Origin of the sequence: Prevotella sp. 885 (genome assembly GCF_002265625.1) — a bacterium.
Classification (GTDB): domain Bacteria; phylum Bacteroidota; class Bacteroidia; order Bacteroidales; family Bacteroidaceae; genus Prevotella.
This window is the reverse complement of the sequence record NZ_NOVE01000002.1, coordinates 131,474-153,196: the sequence shown is the minus strand read 5'-3', so window position 1 is coordinate 153,196 and position 21,723 is coordinate 131,474. Positions and strand designations below refer to the sequence as shown.

General features: G+C 46.6%; 35 protein-coding genes. 1 reads left to right on the top strand and 34 read right to left on the bottom strand.

Annotation, left to right across the window (positions count from 1 at the left end; genetic code table 11):
• Nucleotides 1-892: 892 nt before the first annotated feature.
• Nucleotides 893-2,158, bottom strand: a complete 1,266-nt coding sequence (locus tag CHL74_RS01505) for a helix-turn-helix domain-containing protein (protein WP_094879362.1) — start codon at nucleotides 2,156-2,158, stop codon at nucleotides 893-895.
• 733 nt (nucleotides 2,159-2,891) lie between these two features.
• Between CHL74_RS01505 and CHL74_RS01495 the strand changes: the two genes are divergently transcribed.
• Nucleotides 2,892-3,341: a DUF6078 family protein gene (locus tag CHL74_RS01495; protein WP_094879360.1), complete on the top strand. Its 450-nt coding sequence runs from the start codon at nucleotides 2,892-2,894 to the stop codon at nucleotides 3,339-3,341.
• Between the two features lie 72 nt (nucleotides 3,342-3,413).
• Here CHL74_RS01495 and rplQ read toward each other — a convergent pair whose 3' ends face one another.
• From rplQ to rpsL, 33 genes are all read right to left on the bottom strand, one after another.
• Complete coding sequence (gene rplQ, locus CHL74_RS01490; protein WP_094879359.1) at nucleotides 3,414-3,893, bottom strand: 50S ribosomal protein L17; 480 nt, start codon at nucleotides 3,891-3,893, stop codon at nucleotides 3,414-3,416.
• A 6-nt stretch (nucleotides 3,894-3,899) separates the two neighbouring features.
• Nucleotides 3,900-4,892, bottom strand: coding sequence for a DNA-directed RNA polymerase subunit alpha (locus tag CHL74_RS01485; RefSeq protein WP_094879358.1), 993 nt, complete (start codon nucleotides 4,890-4,892; stop codon nucleotides 3,900-3,902).
• A gap of 11 nt (nucleotides 4,893-4,903) precedes the next feature.
• Nucleotides 4,904-5,509, bottom strand: coding sequence for a 30S ribosomal protein S4 (gene rpsD, locus CHL74_RS01480; RefSeq protein WP_094879357.1), 606 nt, complete (start codon nucleotides 5,507-5,509; stop codon nucleotides 4,904-4,906).
• 76 nt (nucleotides 5,510-5,585) lie between these two features.
• Nucleotides 5,586-5,975 carry a 30S ribosomal protein S11 gene (gene rpsK, locus CHL74_RS01475; protein WP_094879356.1) on the bottom strand — a complete coding sequence of 130 codons (390 nt, stop codon included), beginning with the start codon at nucleotides 5,973-5,975 and terminating at the stop codon, nucleotides 5,586-5,588.
• Nucleotides 5,976-6,055: 80 nt separating this feature from the next.
• Complete coding sequence (gene rpsM / locus CHL74_RS01470; RefSeq protein ID WP_094879355.1) at nucleotides 6,056-6,436, bottom strand: 30S ribosomal protein S13; 381 nt, start codon at nucleotides 6,434-6,436, stop codon at nucleotides 6,056-6,058.
• 96 nt (nucleotides 6,437-6,532) lie between these two features.
• The gene (ykgO, locus tag CHL74_RS01465; protein ID WP_004350205.1) at nucleotides 6,533-6,649 is read right to left on the bottom strand and encodes a type B 50S ribosomal protein L36; all 117 of its coding nucleotides are present in this window, start codon (nucleotides 6,647-6,649) and stop codon (nucleotides 6,533-6,535) included.
• Nucleotides 6,650-6,661: 12 nt separating this feature from the next.
• Nucleotides 6,662-6,880: a translation initiation factor IF-1 gene (gene infA / locus CHL74_RS01460; RefSeq protein ID WP_004341775.1), complete on the bottom strand. Its 219-nt coding sequence runs from the start codon at nucleotides 6,878-6,880 to the stop codon at nucleotides 6,662-6,664.
• Nucleotides 6,881-6,902: 22 nt separating this feature from the next.
• Nucleotides 6,903-7,688, bottom strand: a complete 786-nt coding sequence (gene map / locus CHL74_RS01455) for a type I methionyl aminopeptidase (protein WP_094879354.1) — start codon at nucleotides 7,686-7,688, stop codon at nucleotides 6,903-6,905.
• A 14-nt stretch (nucleotides 7,689-7,702) separates the two neighbouring features.
• A complete protein-coding gene (secY, locus tag CHL74_RS01450; RefSeq protein WP_094879353.1) occupies nucleotides 7,703-9,040 on the bottom strand; it encodes a preprotein translocase subunit SecY in 1,338 nt (445 codons plus the stop codon).
• An 8-nt stretch (nucleotides 9,041-9,048) separates the two neighbouring features.
• Entirely contained in the window at nucleotides 9,049-9,495 is a 447-nt protein-coding gene (gene rplO, locus CHL74_RS01445; RefSeq protein WP_094879352.1) for a 50S ribosomal protein L15, read from the bottom strand.
• A gap of 22 nt (nucleotides 9,496-9,517) precedes the next feature.
• On the bottom strand, nucleotides 9,518-9,694 hold the full coding sequence (rpmD, locus tag CHL74_RS01440) for a 50S ribosomal protein L30 (protein ID WP_094879351.1): 177 nt from the start codon (nucleotides 9,692-9,694) through the stop codon (nucleotides 9,518-9,520).
• Nucleotides 9,695-9,709: 15 nt separating this feature from the next.
• Nucleotides 9,710-10,222, bottom strand: a complete 513-nt coding sequence (rpsE, locus tag CHL74_RS01435) for a 30S ribosomal protein S5 (protein WP_094879350.1) — start codon at nucleotides 10,220-10,222, stop codon at nucleotides 9,710-9,712.
• A gap of 6 nt (nucleotides 10,223-10,228) precedes the next feature.
• Nucleotides 10,229-10,573 (bottom strand): 50S ribosomal protein L18, encoded by a 345-nt coding sequence (gene rplR / locus CHL74_RS01430; RefSeq protein WP_094879349.1) that lies wholly within the window; start codon nucleotides 10,571-10,573, stop codon nucleotides 10,229-10,231.
• A gap of 21 nt (nucleotides 10,574-10,594) precedes the next feature.
• Nucleotides 10,595-11,161: a 50S ribosomal protein L6 gene (rplF, locus tag CHL74_RS01425; protein WP_094879348.1), complete on the bottom strand. Its 567-nt coding sequence runs from the start codon at nucleotides 11,159-11,161 to the stop codon at nucleotides 10,595-10,597.
• A 16-nt stretch (nucleotides 11,162-11,177) separates the two neighbouring features.
• On the bottom strand, nucleotides 11,178-11,573 hold the full coding sequence (gene rpsH / locus CHL74_RS01420; protein ID WP_094879347.1) for a 30S ribosomal protein S8: 396 nt from the start codon (nucleotides 11,571-11,573) through the stop codon (nucleotides 11,178-11,180).
• A gap of 88 nt (nucleotides 11,574-11,661) precedes the next feature.
• Nucleotides 11,662-11,964, bottom strand: coding sequence for a 30S ribosomal protein S14 (gene rpsN / locus CHL74_RS01415; RefSeq protein ID WP_094879346.1), 303 nt, complete (start codon nucleotides 11,962-11,964; stop codon nucleotides 11,662-11,664).
• 5 nt (nucleotides 11,965-11,969) lie between these two features.
• Nucleotides 11,970-12,524, bottom strand: a complete 555-nt coding sequence (gene rplE / locus CHL74_RS01410; RefSeq protein ID WP_094879345.1) for a 50S ribosomal protein L5 — start codon at nucleotides 12,522-12,524, stop codon at nucleotides 11,970-11,972.
• The gene (gene rplX / locus CHL74_RS01405) at nucleotides 12,524-12,844 is read right to left on the bottom strand and encodes a 50S ribosomal protein L24 (RefSeq protein ID WP_094879344.1); all 321 of its coding nucleotides are present in this window, start codon (nucleotides 12,842-12,844) and stop codon (nucleotides 12,524-12,526) included. The genes rplE and rplX overlap by 1 nt, the downstream gene beginning before the upstream one ends.
• Nucleotides 12,845-12,867: 23 nt before the next feature.
• Nucleotides 12,868-13,233 (bottom strand): 50S ribosomal protein L14, encoded by a 366-nt coding sequence (rplN, locus tag CHL74_RS01400; RefSeq protein WP_094879343.1) that lies wholly within the window; start codon nucleotides 13,231-13,233, stop codon nucleotides 12,868-12,870.
• A gap of 3 nt (nucleotides 13,234-13,236) precedes the next feature.
• A complete protein-coding gene (gene rpsQ, locus CHL74_RS01395) occupies nucleotides 13,237-13,503 on the bottom strand; it encodes a 30S ribosomal protein S17 (protein WP_094879342.1) in 267 nt (88 codons plus the stop codon).
• 2 nt (nucleotides 13,504-13,505) lie between these two features.
• A complete protein-coding gene (rpmC, locus tag CHL74_RS01390; RefSeq protein WP_022158817.1) occupies nucleotides 13,506-13,700 on the bottom strand; it encodes a 50S ribosomal protein L29 in 195 nt (64 codons plus the stop codon).
• A 3-nt stretch (nucleotides 13,701-13,703) separates the two neighbouring features.
• The gene (rplP, locus tag CHL74_RS01385) at nucleotides 13,704-14,132 is read right to left on the bottom strand and encodes a 50S ribosomal protein L16 (protein ID WP_094879341.1); all 429 of its coding nucleotides are present in this window, start codon (nucleotides 14,130-14,132) and stop codon (nucleotides 13,704-13,706) included.
• Between the two features lie 15 nt (nucleotides 14,133-14,147).
• Nucleotides 14,148-14,873 carry a 30S ribosomal protein S3 gene (gene rpsC / locus CHL74_RS01380; protein ID WP_094879340.1) on the bottom strand — a complete coding sequence of 242 codons (726 nt, stop codon included), beginning with the start codon at nucleotides 14,871-14,873 and terminating at the stop codon, nucleotides 14,148-14,150.
• An 8-nt stretch (nucleotides 14,874-14,881) separates the two neighbouring features.
• Nucleotides 14,882-15,286, bottom strand: coding sequence for a 50S ribosomal protein L22 (rplV, locus tag CHL74_RS01375; protein WP_094879339.1), 405 nt, complete (start codon nucleotides 15,284-15,286; stop codon nucleotides 14,882-14,884).
• Between the two features lie 37 nt (nucleotides 15,287-15,323).
• Nucleotides 15,324-15,590 carry a 30S ribosomal protein S19 gene (rpsS, locus tag CHL74_RS01370; RefSeq protein ID WP_094879338.1) on the bottom strand — a complete coding sequence of 89 codons (267 nt, stop codon included), beginning with the start codon at nucleotides 15,588-15,590 and terminating at the stop codon, nucleotides 15,324-15,326.
• Nucleotides 15,591-15,604: 14 nt separating this feature from the next.
• Nucleotides 15,605-16,429: a 50S ribosomal protein L2 gene (rplB, locus tag CHL74_RS01365; RefSeq protein WP_094879337.1), complete on the bottom strand. Its 825-nt coding sequence runs from the start codon at nucleotides 16,427-16,429 to the stop codon at nucleotides 15,605-15,607.
• A gap of 8 nt (nucleotides 16,430-16,437) precedes the next feature.
• A complete protein-coding gene (gene rplW, locus CHL74_RS01360) occupies nucleotides 16,438-16,782 on the bottom strand; it encodes a 50S ribosomal protein L23 (RefSeq protein ID WP_094879336.1) in 345 nt (114 codons plus the stop codon).
• Between the two features lie 15 nt (nucleotides 16,783-16,797).
• Nucleotides 16,798-17,427: a 50S ribosomal protein L4 gene (gene rplD / locus CHL74_RS01355; RefSeq protein WP_094879335.1), complete on the bottom strand. Its 630-nt coding sequence runs from the start codon at nucleotides 17,425-17,427 to the stop codon at nucleotides 16,798-16,800.
• Nucleotides 17,427-18,041, bottom strand: a complete 615-nt coding sequence (rplC, locus tag CHL74_RS01350; protein WP_094879334.1) for a 50S ribosomal protein L3 — start codon at nucleotides 18,039-18,041, stop codon at nucleotides 17,427-17,429. Before rplC ends, rplD begins: the two co-directional genes overlap by 1 nt.
• Nucleotides 18,042-18,068: 27 nt before the next feature.
• Nucleotides 18,069-18,374, bottom strand: a complete 306-nt coding sequence (gene rpsJ / locus CHL74_RS01345; RefSeq protein ID WP_007899799.1) for a 30S ribosomal protein S10 — start codon at nucleotides 18,372-18,374, stop codon at nucleotides 18,069-18,071.
• A gap of 199 nt (nucleotides 18,375-18,573) precedes the next feature.
• Nucleotides 18,574-20,688 carry an elongation factor G gene (fusA, locus tag CHL74_RS01340; protein WP_094879333.1) on the bottom strand — a complete coding sequence of 705 codons (2,115 nt, stop codon included), beginning with the start codon at nucleotides 20,686-20,688 and terminating at the stop codon, nucleotides 18,574-18,576.
• Nucleotides 20,689-20,710: 22 nt separating this feature from the next.
• Nucleotides 20,711-21,187 carry a 30S ribosomal protein S7 gene (rpsG, locus tag CHL74_RS01335; protein ID WP_094879332.1) on the bottom strand — a complete coding sequence of 159 codons (477 nt, stop codon included), beginning with the start codon at nucleotides 21,185-21,187 and terminating at the stop codon, nucleotides 20,711-20,713.
• A gap of 147 nt (nucleotides 21,188-21,334) precedes the next feature.
• Nucleotides 21,335-21,718 (bottom strand): 30S ribosomal protein S12, encoded by a 384-nt coding sequence (rpsL, locus tag CHL74_RS01330; protein ID WP_094879331.1) that lies wholly within the window; start codon nucleotides 21,716-21,718, stop codon nucleotides 21,335-21,337.
• Nucleotides 21,719-21,723: the final 5 nt, after the last annotated feature.

Sequence of the window (21,723 nt, the reverse complement as noted above, 5' to 3'; positions counted from 1 at the left end):
CGTACAAAAAAAAGACCGCCTAACATCACTGCCGAGCGGTCAATCTTTTCTTGATTATCAAACAATTACAAACTGCTTTTTCTAAATTCTTTACCTATTAATCGATTGAAATTATCCCTTTAGTCTGTGTCTAGTGATATGGGACGGAAGATACACTTTCTTCTTTTATATCACCATATTCATTTAGTGCTTGTGTTTTTTTGAATATTTAATTAGTCTTATGTGTTGGCTTTCATACGTGTCAAGAAGAAACGGCGCCGTCACGGCGAAGGTTCGTTAGCCCGACGGCTTTCGCATTGTTCCTTTTGACGATTGCAAAGTTAGAGAAAAAATCGAAGGGTTATGGTTCAAAAAATAAAAAATAATTGGAAAATAACGGAAAATTTGCATAACATAAATGTTACATACAAAAATACAAGAAAGGCGAAAATCGCCAAAAAAACTAAGTTGGAAAGAATGGATAGATTTGCAAAATCAATAGCAAAAATTTGTACTATTTGACACTTTTGACATACAAAACCGTAGAGTTTCACGAATTTACAAGTATTAAAAAGCATCTTTGTGTATTTTTACAAATACAAAATAGACAAATTAGCACGTAATTTTACAAATAATTCAAACATTTAATACAAAAAAACTGATACACAAAGAAAGTATTGCACATACTTACACAAGAGGATTCATAAATAAAACATAGAAATATGTAAAGACTTCTCAACAAAGCAAAGAAAAGACGTTTTTCTGAATTAAAAACTTATTAAGACGAGGAGAAGATACAGATAATCACATAAGGGAGATTATCATAAGAGCGCAAGTAATATAGGTGATGAAGGATGGGGGAGTTTTGCGTCATACAACAAACTAAAATTTCCAACCGAAGGTCAGAAATTTCTCACTGGGGGGGAATTTCTCCCATTCTCCACTGCTTCGGACTGCATCCGCACATCTGCTGAAAGGCTCTACGGAACGTTGAGAGCGAATTAAAGCCAGACATGGAGGCAATCACCTCATAAGTATAGTCTGAGTCGGTCAGGAGGTGCTTGGAATAGTCCAGACGGTACTTGTTGACATAGTCATAGAACGTAGTGCCGCAATATACATTGAAGAACATACTCATGTACGTACGATTGGTGCCGAGTCGGTTAGCGAGAGTGGAAAGACGCAGTTCTGGATCGAGATATATCTTCTCTTCCTTGAAAATCGCAGACAAAAGGTCGGACATCTCTGCGAACATAGTACGGTCAGCAGCTGTAAGGCCTTTAGAATCCACATCGTCCGCATTGTCCGCATCGTCCGCATCGTCCGCATTGTCCTGCCCCATATTATTCTCAACATTAATGATGGTTTCTGATGGTTCTTCATCATCAGCCTTACCATCATCTGTGGTTTTGATCTGAGAGAAACCAGATAGGGAAGGAGAAAGCGAAGCCTTTGCTTTATCCGCAAGGAAGGTATGGTAAGCATCTATATCATCGAAACCATTCATAATAACAGACTTTACTACTGTCTCAATCTGAACAAGACAATTCGCCACAAGAGCCCAACCGAAGATGGAAATAAAGATATACAGCATATCAGCATACATGTTCTTGGTAGCTGTACGGATCATCCAGGTGATTAGCATTGCAATGAAGCAGGAAAGTATGTAATACGTCCAATGGAAATGCACTTTATTGATATTGGAATACTCTTGCAGAATCAGACGACGATAGACCGGCAGACGCCATAAAACAAGGATTATAGCAAGTATTCCATACACTACAGACAATGCATACAGCAGGAAATAAATGCGTGAAGATAGGGTGCTCAGGAAAAGAGCTACGCATAAAGCGAACGGAGCTATAATGACCGTACCTTTAAAGAAAGTGAGGAAGCGAGGGAAACACAGCTCAATGAGCACTAACACGAAGAGCGGTAGTGCAGTAATGTCGATGGAGGCAATGAAGGGGCTGTAAACGGAAAAAACGCCTTCCACATTGTCAGGATTGGCAAGGAAAAAGAGATCCTTGAAATAATTGACGCCCATTAAAGCCATGAGTGAACACAAAAGTATCCTCACACGACTCTGGCGACGGTATATGAATAGGCAAGCCATCATGAAGTGAAACATGACAGCCATGCCATATACGGCATACAGCAAATGCGACTTATCAATCATATCCTTACGTTGTAATTTGACCTATGTGGTCCACCGACTGCGGATAATACAAATAAACAATAATAAAGACATTCTTAGACACTATAAGTTAAAGAGAAGTCTTACATATCCATTAGACACAAAACGACCCTCACCGGCCAATTAAAGTATCAGAAATGACTATTTAAATATTCAAATGTAAAATCGTAAGCAGGTAACCTTTGTAATTATGAATAGCAAATATAATACTTTGATGAATATCAAACCCAAAAAGTGACCTATATTTCTATTTCATTAACACAGCCACATCGGTTTTAACAAACGTAAACATACAAATAAATAACACAAATATAAGTGTCAGTTATTTTCCTTCTTGCGGTTGGCTATAAATCCCATAACTAAGGTAACGGCAACAATAGTGCAAAGATTGAGCACGAAATAATAGACTAAAATAGATAAATTACTCTCGTATGTGTTCTCGTTATAACCAAAGAGGTTAAACAAGATGGAGAATAAAAATAAAAAGAGCATATAAACACCCATTTCAAGTATAAAGCTATGCTTCTTGATTTTCTTTGCCATAATGTGTAGAATCTTATGAATTAATAATAGAATACTGCAAAGGTAAGTCATTTTTTGATACAACAAAGTAGCCAGATTATTTTTTTTGACAAATTCCTTGACATAGCCTCCGCCAAACTATAACTTTGCAAACAGAAAGTATAGACATTAAAATAAACACTAACACAAAACCATGGAAAACAAAAGAATTGACATTAATGAATTTGAAAACACCATCATACCGGATGGTTGGGCAAGATGCTTCAACGAAGCTTGTAGACAACACTACTCATGCGTCCGCTTCAAGGCGGGCGAAGCACTCTCTGAGAATCAGACGGAAGGTTGCTCGGTTTACCCTAATGCTGTAAAAAAAGACGGCGTATGCAAGTATTACAAGGCATTTAAGACCATACGTACCGCATGGGGATTCAGAAAGATAATGGAGAACATTAAGGTGACTGACGCGAATGCAATAAGACAAGAGTTGAGACTATTCTTCGGCAATAACAGCAGATACTATCGTTACTTCAACGGGAAGCGCAGACTGACGGAAAAACAAAAGGTATGGATAGAAAAGCTCTTTGAAAGCTATGGTTATGCTGATATACAATTCGACCGTAACCTTGAGGAGGTGGAGATATAAAAGAAAAAGGTCTGGCAGAACCACTTGGTTCCGTCAGACCTCATTCTATTGAGATAAAGTCGATAAATCGAATTATTCAGCCTTCGGCTCCTCAGTTGCAGCAACCTCAGCAGCAGGTGCCTCAGTCTCAGCAGCTGTAGACTTGCGGCTACGGCGAGTCTTCTTGCCAGCCTTAGCAGTCTTAGCCATATTCTCGTCGAAGTCAACGAGCTCGATGAATGCTATCTGAGCAGCGTCACCCTTACGAGTGCCGAGCTTGATAACGCGAGTGTAACCACCGGGACGGTCGCCTACCTTCTCAGCTACTGTGCTGAAAAGCTCCTTAATGGCGTACTTGTTCTGGAGGTAGCTGAAAACTACACGACGAGAGTTAGTGCTGTCGTCCTTGCAGCGTGTGATCAGCGGCTCTACATACATCTTCAAGGCCTTTGCCTTGGCGAGGGTCGTAGTGATTCTTTTGTGCATGATCAGCGAAACAGCCATGTTAGCGAGCATAGCGCTACGATGAGATGCAGTACGACCCAGGTGGTTGAATTTCTTATTGTGTCTCATTTTGTTTTATTCTTTATCTAATTTGTATTGAGAAATGTCGGTACCAAACGACAGATTCAGACTCTCGAGCAAATCATCAAGCTCTGAAAGCGATTTCTTACCGAAGTTGCGGAACTTGAGAAGGTCCGTCTTGTTGTACTGTACGAGGTCGCCAAGAGTCTCGACATCGGCTGCCTTGAGGCAGTTGAGGGCACGAACTGAAAGGTTCATGTCTACGAGCTTAGTCTTAAGCAACTGACGCATGTGGAGTACCTCCTCATCAAACTCCTGGTTGGTCTCATGGTCGGGATTCTCAAGGGTGATCTTCTCGTCAGAGAACAACATGAAGTGCTGGATAAGGATCTTAGCGGCTTCCTTAAGCGCGTCCTTCGGGTGAATGGAACCGTCCGTTGTGACTTCGATGACGAGCTTGTCGTAGTCGGTCTTCTGCTCGACACGATAAGGCTCGACAGCGTACTTCACGTTACGGATAGGGGTGTAGATAGAATCGATTGGAATTACGTTGACATCAGTGCAGAACTCCCTGTTCTCATCGGCTGTGACATAGCCACGGCCCTTGTTGATGGTCAGATCAATCTGCATAGAGGCTTTTGCGTCTAAATGACAAATCACCAAATCAGGGTTTAACACTTCAAATCCAGTCAGATACTTGCCTATATCACCAGCCTTGAACTCAGTTGAATTCTCAACGGTGATACTAACTTTTTCGTTCTCGAATTCTTCTACTACTTGCTTGAATCTTACTTGTTTCAAATTCAAGATAATGTTAGTTACATCCTCCTTTACGCCAGGTACTGAAGAGAACTCGTGCTCAACACCACCAATCTTGATGGTGTTGATGGCATAGCCCTCCAGTGACGAAAGAAGAATGCGGCGCAGGGAGTTACCGATGGTGACACCGAATCCTGGCTCCAAGGGACGGAATTCGAACTTGCCGAACTTGTCATTGGAATCCAACATTACAACTTTGTCAGGTTTTTGAAATGCTAATATCGCCATTAATTTAATGATTATTTAGAGTACAACTCAACGATTAACTGTTCCTTAATGTTCTCGGGGATGTCAGCACGCTCCGGCTTGTGGAGGAACTTGCCACTCTTTGTGGTCTCGTCCCACTCAATCCAGGGGAACTTGCTGTGGTTGTAACCTGCAAGAGCAGCAGCGATTACCTCGAGAGACTTTGCCTTCTCGCGAACGCCTACAACCTGACCCGGCTTAACTGAATAAGAAGGAATGTTTACAACCTGTCCGTCTACGACGATGTGCTTGTGGCCAACGAGCTGACGGGCAGCTGCACGTGTAGGAGCAATACCCAAACGGAATACTACGTTATCCAAACGGCTTTCAAGATTCTGAAGGAGCACCTCACCAGTGATACCGTCAGCCTTGGCTGCCTTCTCGAACATGTTACGGAACTGACGCTCGAGAACACCGTATGTGTACTTAGCCTTCTGCTTCTCTGCCAACATGACAGCATACTCAGACTGCTTTCTGCGACGGTTGTTGCCATGCTGTCCAGGAGGGAAGTTTCTCTTGGACAAAACTTTGTCAGCGCCGAAGATGGGTTCACCAAAACGGCGTGCAATTTTAGATTTCGGACCTATATATCTAGCCATAATAAATAAAATGCTTTATTGTTTGTATCTTTAATGTTATGCGGGGCAGAAAGACTGCCCTGCAAAGGGAATATGCTTAGACCTTACGTCTCTTCGGAGGACGGCAGCCGTTGTGGGGCAGCGGAGTTACGTCTACAATCTCCATTACCTCAATACCGCAGCTGTGAACGCCACGGATGGCTGACTCACGGCCGTTACCCGGACCCTTAACGTATGCCTTTACCTTGCGCAGACCAAGGTCGAATGCTACCTTGCCGCAATCCTCTGCTGCCATCTGAGCTGCGTACGGTGTGTTCTTCTTAGAACCACGGAAGCCCATTTTACCTGCAGAAGACCAAGAAATTACCTGTCCCTCGCTGTTTGCTAAAGATACAATAATGTTGTTGAACGAGCTGTGAACGTGAAGCTGTCCTATAGCGTCAACCTTTACATTTCTTTTTTTAGATGTTGCTGTTTTCTTTGCCATAATTGTTTTTAGTTAAAAGTTAAAAGTTAAAGTCTGCCGATCATTCACTGACCTGCCAGGACTCTGCTTTCAACTAAATTTTACTTAGTAGCCTTCTTCTTGTTAGCAACAGTCTTCTTCTTTCCCTTACGAGTACGGGCATTGTTCTTTGTGCTCTGACCGCGAACAGGAAGACCGTTACGATGACGAACTCCACGATAGCAACCAATATCCATCAGTCGCTTGATATTCATCTGGATCTCTGAACGGAGATCACCTTCTACCTTGAATTCAGCACCGATAATTTCGCGGATCTTGGCAGCCTGCTCGTCGTTCCAATCGCAAACCTTCAGGTCGCGGCTAACGCCGGCTTTGTCCAATATCTTTGCTGAACTACTTCGACCTATACCATAGATGTAGGTCAATGCGATTTCGCCACGCTTGTTCTGGGGCAAATCTACTCCAACAATTCTTATTGCCATTGTTTAATAAAATTGATTGATTAATTAAAATTTTGATTTTGCGAATCACGCACTCTCACTTTCGCAAGTGTGGGCAATATGACTCAGTTTCGTTTTTTAACCCTGACGCAACTTGAACTTAGGGTTCTTCTTGTTGATAACGAACAGACGACCCTTACGACGAACGATCTTGCAGTCGGGTGTACGTTTCTTTAATGATGCTCTTGTTTTCATATCTAATAATTGTTACTTGTATCTGAAAACTATTCTGCCCTTAGTAAGATCATAAGGACTCATCTCGACCTTCACCTTGTCGCCGGGCAGGATTTTAATGTAGTGCATTCTCATCTTGCCAGAGATATGCGCGATTATCTGCACGCCATTCTCGAGCTCGACTCTGAACATAGCATTCGACAACGACTCTACGATTGTGCCGTCCTGTTCAATAGCGGATTGCTTTGCCATAAATTATTTTCGTCTTCTTTATTTAGGAATGTTCTATTTCGTCAAACGTGGAGAGTATCTCCGCTTTTCCTCGCCTGATAGCGATTGTATGTTCGAAGTGTGCGGCGGGCTTGCCGTCGCGGGTGCATATGCCCCATCGGTCAGGCATTAGCCAAATCTTTCGGTCGCCCATAGTTATCATAGGCTCTATTGCTATGCACATACCTTCCTTGAGAAGCACTCCGTTACCTTTCCGCCCATAATTGGGCACAGAGGGATCTTCATGCATCTCACGTCCGATTCCGTGTCCAGTGAGTTCACGTACGACTCCATAACCATGACTTTCACAAAAAGTCTGTATAGCGTCACCAATGTCTCCCACATGGTTGCCTGCCACTGCCATTTCTATACCTTTGTACAAAGATTGTCGTGTCACTGTCAGTAAATCTCTGACATCCTGGCAGACATCTCCGACACAAAAGGTGTAGGCAGAGTCTCCGTTATATCCAGCAAGAAGTGTGCCACAATCGATGGAAATAATATCTCCATCCTTGAGAATAGTCTTTTCGTCGGGTATTCCGTGCACTACGACATTATTGACAGATGTGCAGATACTAGCGGGAAACGGCCCTCCAAATGGATTGGGGAAATTCTTGAACGTTGGAACGGCTCCGTTATCACGGATAAATTCCTCCGCCACCCTATCCAGTTGAAGGGTCGTTACTCCTGGTTTGATATGCTTGGCCAATTCAGCAAGAGTAGCACCGACAAGTCGGTTAGCCTTGCGCATCAGCTCGATTTCGTCTTCAGTCTTCAGAAATATCTTCATTTCTTCGGATGAAATTAATATGCAGCTACGCCGCCGTTTCGGGTGCGTCCTGAATTGAGCAGTCCATCATAGTGGCGCATGAGCATGTGGCTCTCAATCTGCTGGAGTGTGTCAATGACTACACCAACAAGGATGAGCAACGATGTTCCACCGAAGAACTGTGAGAACGCCTGCTGAACGTTGAGCAGACCGGCAAGTGCCGGCATTACAGCGATGAATGCTATGAACAGCGATCCAGGAACTGTGAGTCTGGTCATGATAGTGTCGATGTAATCGGCAGTATCCTTACCAGGCTTGATGCCCGGGATGAAGCCGTTGTTGCGCTTCATGTCCTCTGCCATCTGCGTGGGGTTGAGCGTAATGGCTGTGTAGAAGAATGTGAAGGCGATAATCAGTGCGACATAGATGCAGTTATAAGGAAGACTGCGGTTGTCCATGAGGGCTGTTGCCCACGATGAGGCACCGTCGCTCTGATAGCGTACGAACGCCAGCGGAATGAACATCAACGCCTGCGCGAAGATGATAGGCATAACGTTGGCGGTAAAGAGTTTCAGAGGTATATACTGGCGTGCGCCACCATACTGCTTGTTACCTACGAGACGCTTGGCGTACTGTACAGGTATTTTGCGGGTACCTTGAACCAGCATGATTGAAGCGCAGACCACTGCGTACAGAACCAAGATCTCGATGATGAACATCACAAGTCCGCCACTGGAAATTGCAGTGAACCGTGAGCCCAGTTCCTGCACGAAAGCCTGGGGCAGACGTGCGATGATACCAATCATGATGATCATTGAGATACCATTTCCAACTCCCTTGTCAGTGATACGCTCTCCGAGCCAAAGGATGAACATTGAACCTGCAGCCAAAAGGATGGTGGCAGGAATCATGAACAATGTCCATGAAATGCCGGAAGAGAGAGCAGACTCTGCCTGAGCCTTGAGGTTGAGGAGGTAAGAAGGAGCCTGGAGAAGGAGAATGCCCACTGTGAGGATTCTCGTATACCAGTTAATCTTCTTGCGTCCGCTCTCTCCTTCGCGCTGCATCTTCTGGAAGTAAGGCACTGCCACTGCCAGAAGCTGCATAACGATAGAAGCTGAGATGTATGGCATAATTCCAAGCGCAAAGATTGACGCATTGGAAAATGCACCACCAGAGAACATGTCAAGCAGTGACATTAGACCGCCCGCTGTTTGCGACTGTAATTGGTCCAACTTGCTCGGGTTGATGCCGGGAAGCACAACGAACGAGCCGAAACGGTATATAGCCGTAAACAAGAGAGTAATGAGGAGTCGCTGACGCAAGTCCTCAATTCTCCAACAGTTCTTTAGTGTCTCAATAAACTTTTTCATCTACTTTTTTAGATAATTGTGGTGTTACCTCCAACTGCCTTGATGGCCTCTTCTGCTGACTTAGAGAAAGCGTGTGCCTCTACGTCAACCTTAGCTGTGAGAGTACCGTTGCCGAGAACCTTCACGAGCTCCTTGCCGTTAGTGAGGTGAGCAGCCTTAAGCTCCTCGATTCCAATCTTAGCAAGGTTGTTCTGCTCAGCGAGCTGCTGCAGTGTAGAGAGGTTCACTGCGAAATATTCCTTGTGGTTGATGTTCTTGAAACCAGCCTTCGGAACGCGGCGCTGCAAAGGCATCTGACCACCCTCGAAACCAATCTTTCTCTTGTAACCAGAACGAGCCTTGGCACCCTTGTGACCGCGGGTAGAAGTTCCGCCGAGTCCTGAACCAGGACCGCGACCGATGCGACGACGAGAGTGTGTGGAACCTGCAGCAGGCTTTAAATTATTTAATTTCATAATTCTTTCCTTTAAGATTTTATTATTCAACTACAGTTACCAAGTGGTGTACCTTGCGAATCATGCCACGGTTGCTGGGAGTATCCTCAACTTCAACAACCTGAGAGATCTTGCGAAGTCCGAGAGCCACGAGAGTAGCCTTCTGGTCCTTGGGAGCACCGATTTTGCTCTTAATCTGCTGTACTTTTATTGTTGCCATTGTATTGATTCTCCTTTATCCGTTAAACACCTTATCCATGCTGATACCACGTACGCCTGCGATAGTGTAAGCGTCACGCAACTGTGAAAGGCCCTCGATGGTAGCCTTTACGAGGTTGTGAGGGTTAGAAGAGCCCTTTGACTTTGCAAGGATGTCCTTAACGCCTACGCTGTCGAGAACGGCACGCATAGCACCACCGGCAACAAGACCGGTACCGGCAGCAGCCGGACGCATGAACACCTGAGCGCCGCCGAAGCGAGCCTCTACCTCGTGAGGAATAGTGCCCTTGAGCACCGGAACCTTAACGAGGTTCTTCTTAGCAGCCTCTACACCCTTGGCGATAGCTGCGGTAACTTCACCGGCCTTACCAAGACCGTAGCCGATAACGCCCTTGCCGTCACCAACAACGACGATAGCAGCGAATGTGAATGTACGACCACCCTTTGTAACCTTAGTTACACGGTTGATAGCCACGAGGCGGTCCTTCAAATCAGCGTCATTATAATTTTTTACTTTATTCATTGCCATAATCGTTTAGAATTTGAGACCACCGTTACGAGCTGCATCAGCAAGCTCCTTTACACGTCCGTGATAGAGATAACCGTTACGGTCGAAAACCACAGCTGTTACACCAGCTGCGATAGCGTTAGCTGCAACGAGCTCGCCTACCTTGGCAGCCTGCTCCTTCTTAGGCATCTTCTCGAGACCGAGAGATGAAGCAGAAGCGATAGTAGTGCCGTTGAGGTCATTGATGACCTGAGCATAAATCTGCTTGTTGCTGCGGAACACGCTCAGACGAGGACGCTCTGCTGAGCCATTGACACGCTTACGAACTCTATATTTGATCTTGATTCGTCTTTCAATTTTCTTTGTTGTCATGATTTCCTTAAATTAAGAATGTTACTTAGCTGCAGCAGACTTACCAGACTTTCTGCGAATAACTTCACCTTGGAACAATATACCCTTGCCCTTGTAAGGCTCAGGCTTGCGGAAAGAACGAATCTTGGCACAGATGAGACCGAGCAACTGCTTGTCGCAAGTCTCGAGAGTGATGATAGGATTCTGGTTTCTCTCACTCTTAGTCTCCACCTTAACCTCAGAAGGAAGCTCGATGAAGATGGGGTGAGTGTAACCGAGAGCGAACTCGATGATGTTGCCCTGGTTAGAAACACGATAACCGACTCCGACAAGCTCAAGTACCTTCTTGTAGCCCTCGCTTACGCCTACAACCATGTTGTGGACGAGTGAGCGGTAGAGACCGTGGAAAGCTGACTTCTGCTTATAGTTTACAGGGCTGTTCTCATCTACCTCGAAAGTGATGGTGTTATCCTCAATCTTGGTGATGATAGACGGGTCAATCTTCTGTGACATCTCGCCCTTAGGACCTTTTACGTTTACAACGCCATTAGCGAAAGTGACGGTAACGTTAGCAGGGATACTAATTGGTAATTTTCCTATTCTTGACATATTCTAAATCCTCCAATTAATAAACATAGCAAAGAACCTCACCACCAATCTTCTGGGCTGCAGCCTCTTTGTCTGTCATAACGCCCTTTGAAGTAGAGAGGATAGCAATACCCAATCCGTTAATTACTCTCGGCATATCCTTGTAGCCAACGTACTTACGGAGGCCAGGAGTAGAGACGCGCTTCAGCGAAGTGATAGCGTTAGTCTTTGTGGCGGGGTCGTACTTGAGTGCGACCTTGATTGAGCCCTGAGGGCCGTCCTCTACGAACTTGTAGTTGAGGATGTAACCCTTCTCGAAGAGGATCTTAGTGATCTCTTTCTTCAAGTTAGATGCAGGTACCTCTACAACACGGTGATGAGCCATGATTGCGTTTCTGAGTCTTGTCAGAAAATCTGCTATTGGATCTGTCATTTTAAAAAAAAGTTTAATTAATCGGGACTACCCCGACAATATTAAAGTTAAAAATAAATATTTACCTATTTGGTGGAAGAAGGCTGGCTTACCAGCTGGCCTTCTTTACGCCCGGGATAAGACCCTGTGAAGCCATCTCGCGGAACTGGATACGGCTGAGACCGAACTGGCGGATATATCCCTTGGGACGACCAGTGATCTTGCAGCGGTTGTGCAGGCGGATGGGGTTAGCGTTCTTAGGGATTGCCTGCAGCTTGCGGGCAGCCTCGTAAGCCTCAGAGGGATCCTCAGAAGTTGCGATGATCTTCTTCAGAGCAGCACGCTTCTCAGCATAGCGAGCAACGAGTTTGGCACGCTTTACCTCACGAGCCTTCATTGATTCTTTTGCCATATTGCTTAGTCGTTTTTAGCGTTTTTAAATGGAAGACCGAATGCCTTGAGGAGAGCGTAGCCCTCTTCGTCGGTGTTTGCAGATGTCACGAATGTGATGTTCATACCCTGAATACGGTCGATCTGGTCGATGTTAATCTCAGGGAAGATGATCTGCTCCTGAATACCGAGTGTGTAGTTACCACGGCCGTCGAACTTGCTCTCGATACCCTTGAAGTCGCGGATACGGGGAAGAGCGATGCGAACGAGCTTCTCGAGGAACTCATACATGCGCTCACGACGGAGAGTTACCATAACGCCGATAGGCATCTTCTTACGAAGCTTGAAGTTGGCGATATCCTTCTTAGAGTATGTGGCTACAGCCTTCTGACCTGCGATAGTAGAAATCTCATTGATAGCTACTTCGATGATCTTCTTGTCCTGTGTTGCATCTCCAAGACCCTGGTTGATGACAATCTTCTTCAGGACAGGAATCTGCATAGAAGAAGAGTAGTTGAACTGCTTCATCAGTGCCGGAGCGATGGTCTCGGCATAGACTTTCTTTAACTGTGCTGTATCCATTATTTGATTTCCTCCCCTGATTTTTTAGCGATGCGTACTTTCTTGCCATCCTCTGCAACCTTGATGCCTACGCGAGTGGGCTTGCCGCTCTTGGGATCAACGAGGCTGAGGTTGGAGATATGTATCGGAGCTTCCTGCTTTACGATGCCACCCTGAGGGTTCTTAGCAGAAGGCTTGGTGCTCTTCGAAACCATGTTCACACCTTCAACGAGTGCGCGGTTCTCATCAACCAGCACCTTGAGCACCTTACCAGTCTTGCCCTTATCCTGACCGGCAAGGACAACGACTGTATCATTTTTCTTAATATGTAACTTACTCATTACTTTGTTAGCGATTTAAAATATTAAAGAACCTCAGGTGCCAAAGAAACGACCTTCATATTCACTGCGCGAAGCTCACGTGCAACGGGGCCGAAGATACGGCTACCGCGGAGCTCACCTGCGTTGTTGAGCAGTACGCATGCGTTGTCGTCAAAGCGGATATATGAGCCGTCAGCACGACGGATTTCCTTCTTTGTGCGCACGATCAAAGCCTTAGATACCGCACCCTTCTTCAAATCACTTGACGGGATAACGTTCTTTACGGCTACTACGATAACGTCTCCTACGCTTGCGTAACGGCGGCCTGTACCACCGAGAACGCGAATACAGAGAGCCTCGCGAGCACCGCTGTTATCACATACTGTAAGTCTTGATTCTGACTGTATCATAATTTACTTAGCTTTTTCTACGATTTGTACTAATCTCCATCTCTTGGTCTTGCTCAAGGGACGAGTCTCCATGATGAGAACTGTATCGCCGATGTTGGCCTCGTTCTTCTCGTCATGTGCGTGGTATTTCTTTGTCTTCTGGACGAACTTACCATAAATAGGGTGCTTCTCCTTGAACTTAGCTGCGATAACAATGGTTTTATCCATCTTGTTGCTAATTACGACACCCTGTCTTGTTTTTCTTAAATTTCTTGTTTCCATCTGGACCATTGTTATTTGTTAAGTTCTCTCTGGCGGATTTCGGTATTCAGACGCGCGATGTCGCGACGAACAGCTTTAATCTGTGATGGATTCTCAAGCGGAGTAACGGTGTGGTTGAGCTTCATCTGAGCGAGCTTCTCCTGGAGGTTCTCCTTTGTCTCTGCCAATGTCTTGGCATCCATTTCTCTTACTTCTTTAATCTTCATAAATTAAGCGTTTTTATCGAAATCACGTCTTACAACAAACTTAGTCTTAACCGGCAGTTTCTGGGCTGCGAGGCGGAGAGCCTCCTTAGCGATGTCGAAGCTTACACCCTCAACCTCGAAAAGGATACGACCCGGAGTCACGGGAGCTACCCATCCTGCGGGATCACCCTTACCCTTACCCATACGTACGTCAGCAGGCTTACGTGTGATAGGTTTGTCGGGGAAGATTCGGATCCAGACCTGACCCTGACGCTGCATGTAACGGTTTACAGCAACACGGGCTGCCTCAATCTGACGGCTGTCGATCCATTTTGCCTCAAGTGTCTTGATGCCGAACGAGCCGAAAGCCAACTGTGTGCCTCTGTGGGCGTTGCCTTTGTTACCACGTCCGTCTTGAGGTCTTCTATATTTTACTCTTTTTGGCTGTAACATTGTAGTGTCTTACTTTTAACGGTTATTGTTTCTCTTGCGATTACCACGGCTTCCGCGGCCATTGTTTGAGCCACCGTTCTGCTTCTCCTGTGTGAAGTTAGGTGTGAGGTCACGATCTCCGTAAACCTCGCCACGGCAGATCCATACCTTGATGCCGAGGAGACCTACCTTTGTGAGGGCCTCTGCCTGGCAGTAATCGATATCAGCGCGGAATGTGTGCAGCGGTGTACGACCTTCCTTGAACATTTCCTTGCGGGCCATTTCGGCACCGTTCAGGCGTCCAGTAATCTGGATCTTCACACCCTCAGCGCCAGCGCGCATAGTGTTCTGGATAGCCATCTTGATGGCACGACGGTAAGCGATCTTGCCCTCTACCTGGCGGGCGATGTTGTTGCCCACGATGTTGGCGTCGAGCTCAGGCTTCTTAACCTCGAAGATGTTGATCTGGATGTCCTTCTTGTAGAGCTTCTTGAGCTCTTCCTTGAGCTTGTCAACATCCTGTCCACCCTTACCAATGACGATACCCGGACGTGCTGTGCAGATTGTGATGGTGATGAGCTTGAGAGTACGCTCGATAACGATGCGTGAAACGCTTGCCTTCTCGAGTCGCTTGTTGAGGTAAGTACGGATGTTCTTGTCCTCAACGAGGTTGTCACCGAAGCTCTTGCCACCGAACCAATTGGAATCCCATCCGCGGATGATGCCGAGACGGTTGCTTATTGGATTAACTTTCTGTCCCATTCTACTTATTATTTTTCGTCATTAGTTTTGGTATCAACAAACAGAGTCACGTGGTTGCTGCGCTTGCGGATGCGGTAGCCGCGACCCTGAGGTGCCGGACGCATGCGCTTCATTGTAGTACCACAGTCAACGAACACCTTAGTGATGAAGAGTTCGCCGTCTTCTGCCTTGCGGTCATTCTTGGCCTCCCAGTTTGCAATAGCCGAACGCAAAAGCTTCTCTACGTCAGCTGCAGCCTGCTTCTTTGAGAAGCGGAGCACGCCGAGCGCACGGTTAACCTCCATTCCACGAACCATGTCTACAACGTAGCGCATCTTACGTGGTGAGGAAGGAACGCCGTTGAGCTTTGCGAAGTACAAGTTCTTACGGGCTTCTTTGATTTTCTCAGCCGATATATGTTTTCTTGCTCCCATTATTTATTTCCTAATTTTTTAAATGGTTTAAACCCGCTTACTTTCTGTTACCTGAGTGACCACCGAAGCGACGTGTCGGAGAGAATTCGCCGAGCTTGTGACCTACCATGTTCTCAGTGATGTAAACAGGGATAAATTTGTTTCCGTTATGAACTGCAACAGTATGTCCCACGAAGTCAGGTGAGATCATTGATGCTCTAGCCCAGGTCTTTACAACAGTCTTCTTGCCGCTCTCGTTCATAGCGAGAACCTTCTTCTCAAGCGACACGTTGATATATGGACCTTTTTTTAATGAACGACTCATAATTTACTCTTGTTTTATTTGTTAGCTCTTTCGATGATATACTTGTTAGACTGCTTCTTGGGTGCACGTGTCTTGAGACCCTTAGCATACAAGCCCTTGCGTGAACGTGGGTGTCCACCAGACTGACGGCCTTCGCCACCACCCATCGGGTGATCTACAGGGTTCATAACTACACCACGGTTGTGAGGACGACGTCCAAGCCAGCGTGAGCGGCCTGCCTTACCTGACTGCTCAAGAGCGTGGTCAGAGTTTCCTACACTACCTACGGTTGCCTTACAAGCGCTCAACACCTGGCGAGTTTCGCCAGAAGGGAGCTTAATAACACAGTAACTGCCTTCACGAGAAGTCAACTGAGCGAAATTACCAGCCGAACGAACAAGCAGAGCACCCTGGCCCGGACGCAACTCGATGTTGTGGATCACAGTACCAACGGGAATGTTTGCGAGGGGAAGAGCGTTACCGATCTCAGGTGCGGCATCAGCGCCGGACATGAGGGTAGCACCTACTTCCAGTCCGTTAGGAGCAATAATGTAACGTTTTTCACCATCTGCGTAGAACAAGAGAGCGATACGAGCCGAACGGTTCGGATCATACTCAATTGTCTTAACTACAGCTGGAACACCATCCTTCTCTCGCTTGAAGTCGATCAAACGATACTTCCTCTTGTGGCCGCCGCCCATGTAGCGGACAGTCATCTTACCAGTGTTGTTTCGACCACCAGTAGAGCGCTTACCGAAAACGAGAGACTTCTCTGGCACGGATGCAGTAATCTCCTCGAACGTGCCAATAACTTTGTGTCTTTGTCCCGGAGTAACCGGTTTAAATTTACGTACTGCCATTTTTTATTTTAGATATTGCTGTAAAAATCGATTTCATCGCCCTCCTTGAGAGTGACGATTGCTTTCTTGAAAGAGTTCTTCTGTCCCTTAACGAGACCCTTGCGTGTGTAACGGCTCTGGCGCTTGCCAGCGTATACCATTGTGTTCACGTCAAGCACGGTAACATTGTAGCGTGTCTCGATCTCCTTCTTTATCTCAAGCTTGTTAGCCTCGGGAAGCACGATGAAGCCGTACTTTGTCTCGGCCTTCTTTGTGCGCTCCTGACCCTTAACCTTGTATGTCTTGGCTACAGAGGACTTGTCTGTGAGCTTGGTCATCTTCTCGGTAACCAAAGGTTTTACGATAAATGTCATGTCTGTTGCCTCCTATTATTTTGTTAAGATTGAGTCGATAGCCTTGAGCGAGTTTTCTGTGATAACAAGCACGTCAGCGTTGAGCACCTTATAGGCGTTGAGCTGTGTTGCTGTCATGACATTTGTACGCTGCAAGTTGCGTGACGACAAAAATACATTTTTATTTACTTCCGGCAAAAGAAGAAGGAGCTTTTTGCCCTCAACTTTAAGATTTTTAGTAATATTTACGAAATCTTTAGTCTTGGGAGCCTCCATTGTGAAATCTTCAACAACTACGATAGCTGACTCCTGAGCCTTGTAAGAAAGAGCTGACTTACGTGCGAGAGCCTTAACCTTCTTGTTGAGCTTGAAGCTATAGTTGCGGGGCTTCGGGCCGAATACGCGACCACCACCTACGAGTACCGGTGAGTTGATGTCACCACGGCGTGCACCGCCGCCGCCCTTCTGGCGTCCGAGCTTGCGTGTTGAACCGCTGACCTCGCTACGCTCCTTAGACTTAGCTGTACCCTGGCGCTGGTTAGCGAGATACTGCTTTACGTCGAGGTAGAGAACGTGGTCGTTAGGCTCGATACCGAAGATTGCGTCGTTAAGCTGAACCTTTCTGCCGGTCTCCTGACCGTTGATATTTAATACGCTAACTTCCATTATTTCTTGATTAATACGGTTGAACCATTGCATCCGGCTACAGAACCCTTAACGAGAATAAGGTTGTGCTCCGGAATAACCTTTAACACTTTGAGATTCTGGGTTGTTACGCGGTCGCCGCCCATCTGGCCGCCCATGCGCATTCCCTTGAATACCTTTGCTGGGTAAGAGCAGGCGCCGATTGAACCCGGCTTACGAGCGCGGTCGTCCTGACCGTGAGTGCTCTGACCTACACCACCGAATCCATGACGCTTAACAACACCCTGGAAACCTTTTCCCTTAGATGTGCCTACAATGTCAACGTATTCTACATCAGCGAAGAGATCAACGGTGATTACGTCACCGAGGTTGTACTCCTCGTCGAACTTGAACTCGGCCAAGTGCTTCTTAGGTGTTGTACCAGCCTTCTTGAAGGTGCCCATCATAGGCTTAGTGGTGTTCTTCTCCTTAGCCTCACCAAAGCCCAGCTGAACTGCCTTGTAGCCGTCTGTCTCAACGGTCTTGACCTGTGTTACAACACATGGACCAGCTTCGATAACAGTGCACGGTACGTTCTTACCGTCGGCACTGAAAACGGATGTCATTCCGATTTTTTTTCCAATTAATCCTGGCATTTCAATGAATATTAAAAATGAATGTTACTATACTTTGATCTCTACTTCTACACCGCTGGGGAGCTCAAGCTTCATAAGAGCGTCTACAGTCTTAGCTGTTGAGCTGTAGATGTCGATAAGACGCTTGAAGTCAGAGAGCTGGAACTGCTCACGTGATTTCTTGTTAACGAAAGTACTGCGGTTTACAGTGTAGATGCGCTTGTGAGTAGGCAATGGAATAGGACCGCTAACGATGGCGCCTGTTGCCTTTACTGCCTTTACGATCTTCTCGGCTGACTTGTCTACGAGCTTGTGGTCGTAGCTCTTCAGCTTGATACGAATTTTTTGACTCATGATTGTATTTAAAATTAATAATGCAATTCTTGAATGGCACATTCAGCGTGATTTATGTTCTCAACTTGGAGTGCTGAACAGCCGAAAAAAGGAGGTGGGGTACGTCGCTTAAGAGTCATTCGCTAAGCGACGCCCCATGTCCCTTTAGATTTTATATTGTCGGGAGTCGCGGACGACTCCCTTCGCAATTACGTGATTATTACACGAGGTCTGCGCGACCCTTTACCTCCTCAAGTACAGCCTTAGCGATTGAGCTTGAGAGCGGTGAGTGATGATCGTACTCCATTGAGCTTGTTGCACGACCTGAAGTGATGGTACGGAGTGCTGTAACGTAACCGAACATTTCTGCCAGCGGCACCATTGCCTTAACGATACGGGCACCAGAGCGAGCCTCTTCCATACCCTCTACCTGACCACGACGCTTGTTAAGGTCGCCGATAACGTCACCCATGTTCTCCTCCGGAGTAACAACCTCTACCTTCATGATAGGCTCCATAAGAACCGGACCTGCCTTCGGGCAAGCGTTCTTGTAAGCGTTGAGGGCAGCGAGCTCGAATGAGAGCTGGTCAGAGTCAACCGGGTGGAACGAACCGTCGGTGAGGACAACCTTGAGGTCTGTCATCGGATAGCCACCGAGTACGCCACTCTTCATAGCGTTCTCGAAGCCCTTCTGTACAGAGGGGATGAATTCCTTAGGAATGTTACCACCCTTAACCTCATTGATGAACTGGAAGTCGCCCTCCTTATAATCTGCGTCCTTCGGACCGATTGTAACGATGATGTCAGCGAACTTACCACGACCACCAGACTGCTTCTTGTAAACCTCGCGGAGCTGTACCGGCTTTGTGATTGCCTCCTTGTAGTTAACCTGAGGCTTACCCTGGTTACACTCTACCTTGAACTCGCGCTTCAGACGGTCGATAATGATATCGAGGTGAAGCTCACCCATACCTGAGATAATGGTCTGGCCACTCTGCTCGTCGGTACGAACGGTGAATGTCGGGTCCTCCTCAGCGAGCTTGGCAAGACCGTTGTCGAGCTTGGCGATGTCAGCCTGGCTCTTCGGCTCAACTGCGATAGAGATTACGGTATCAGGGAATGTCATTGACTCGAGCACGATAGGATGTGCCTCGTCGCAGAGAGTATCACCTGTGCGGATATCCTTAAAACCTACACCTGCGCCGATATCACCAGCGTCGATTGATTCCATAGGAATTTCCTTATTTGAGTTCATCTGGAACAGACGTGAGATGCGCTCCTTCTTGCGTGAACGTGTGTTGTAAACGTAAGAACCTGCCTCAACCTTACCTGAGTAAACGCGGAAGAACACCAGACGGCCCATGAACGGGTCAGTAGCGATCTTGAATGCGAGAGCTGATGTCGGCTCATCCTCAGAAGGCTTACGATCCTCCTCTTCCTCAGTATCGGGGTTTGTACCTACGATGGCTGCTGTATCGAGCGGTGAAGGAAGGAATGCGCAAACGTAGTCGAGAAGCGGCTGTACACCCTTGTTCTTGTATGAAGAACCGAGAAGCATAGGAGTAAGCTCCATTGAGATTGTACCCTTGCGGATAGCAGCGATAAGCTCCTCTTCAGTGATTTCCTGACCCTCGAGGTACTTCTCCATAAGAGCGTCGTCGAAGTTAGCTGCTGATTCAACCATCTTCTCTCTCCACTCGTTAGCCTCGTCAACGAGGTCAGCGGGAATATCCTCAACGTCGTACTCAGCACCCATTGTCTCGTCGTGCCAAAGGATAGCCTTCATCTTGAGAAGGTCAACCACACCCTTGAAGTTCTCCTCAGCTCCGATAGGAATCTGAATAGGACAAGGATTAGCACCGAGGATGTCCTTCATCTGCTGTACTGTCTCGAAGAAGTCAGCACCTGAACGGTCCATCTTGTTAACGTAACCGATACGGGGTACATTATACTTGTCAGCCTGGCGCCATACAGTCTCAGACTGCGGCTGAACACCGTCGGCTGCAGAGTAAGTTGCAACTGCGCCGTCGAGAACGCGGAGTGAACGCTCCACCTCAGCGGTAAAGTCAACGTGTCCCGGAGTATCGATCAAGTTGATCTTGTATGACTTGCCAAGATAGTTCCAGTTACAAGTTGTAGCAGCAGATGTGATAGTGATACCACGCTCCTGCTCCTGTGCCATCCAGTCCATTGTGGCAGCGCCGTCGTGAACCTCACCAATCTTATGAGTCTTACCTGTGTAGAACAGGATACGCTCAGAAGTTGTGGTCTTACCGGCATCGATGTGAGCCATAATGCCGATGTTACGAGTCAAATGTAAATCGCGATTTGCCATTTTCCTTTTACCTTATATTATATTAGAATCTGAAGTGAGCGAATGCGCGGTTAGCCTCAGCCATGCGGTGCATATCTTCCTTACGCTTGTAAGCACCACCCTGGTTGTTGTAAGCGTCCATAATCTCTGCAGCGAGCTTGTCAGCCATGCTCTTACCACCACGCTTGCGTGCGAAGAGGATAAGGTTCTTCATAGAGATACTCTCCTTACGCTCAGGACGGATTTCTGTAGGAACCTGGAATGTGGCACCACCGATACGGCGGCTCTTAACCTCTACCTGGGGAGTGATGTTGTCGAGAGCCTGCTTCCAGATCTCGAGAGCGGGCTTCTCTTCCTTAGCCATCTTCTCCTTTACGGTGTCGAGTGCCTTGTAGAAGATTTCGTATGAGGTATTCTTCTTACCGTCATACATCAAGTGGTTTACAAACTTAGAGACCTTCTGGTCATTGAAAACTGGATCCGGAAGGATCACGCGCTTCTTTGGTTTTGCTTTTCTCATTTTGTTTTGAAAAAAAATTTGTCTGCGTGGGGTTGTCTCTTACTGTTCTTCAACGCCCTCTCTTGGGCATTTACTCAACCTGTCTAATAACAATTCTCCAGCAAAACGATTTTTAAAAATACGTCCGACAATTAAATTATCTTCTGATTACTTCTTAGCTGCCTTAGGACGCTTAGCACCGTACTTAGAACGACGCTGTGTACGATTTGCAACACCGGCTGTATCGAGTGTACCGCGAACGATGTGATAACGAACACCAGGAAGGTCCTTTACACGACCACCGCGAACCAGCACGATTGAGTGCTCCTGAAGGTTGTGACCTTCTCCCGGGATGTAAGAGTTAACCTCCTTAGAGTTTGTCAGACGTACACGGGCAACCTTACGCATTGCCGAATTAGGCTTCTTAGGTGTGGTTGTGTAAACACGAACGCAAACACCACGACGCTGAGGACATGAATCCAAAGCCGGTGACTTGCTCTTGTCTACAAGCACCTTTCTGCCTTTTCTTACCAACTGTGAAATTGTAGGCATAGTTT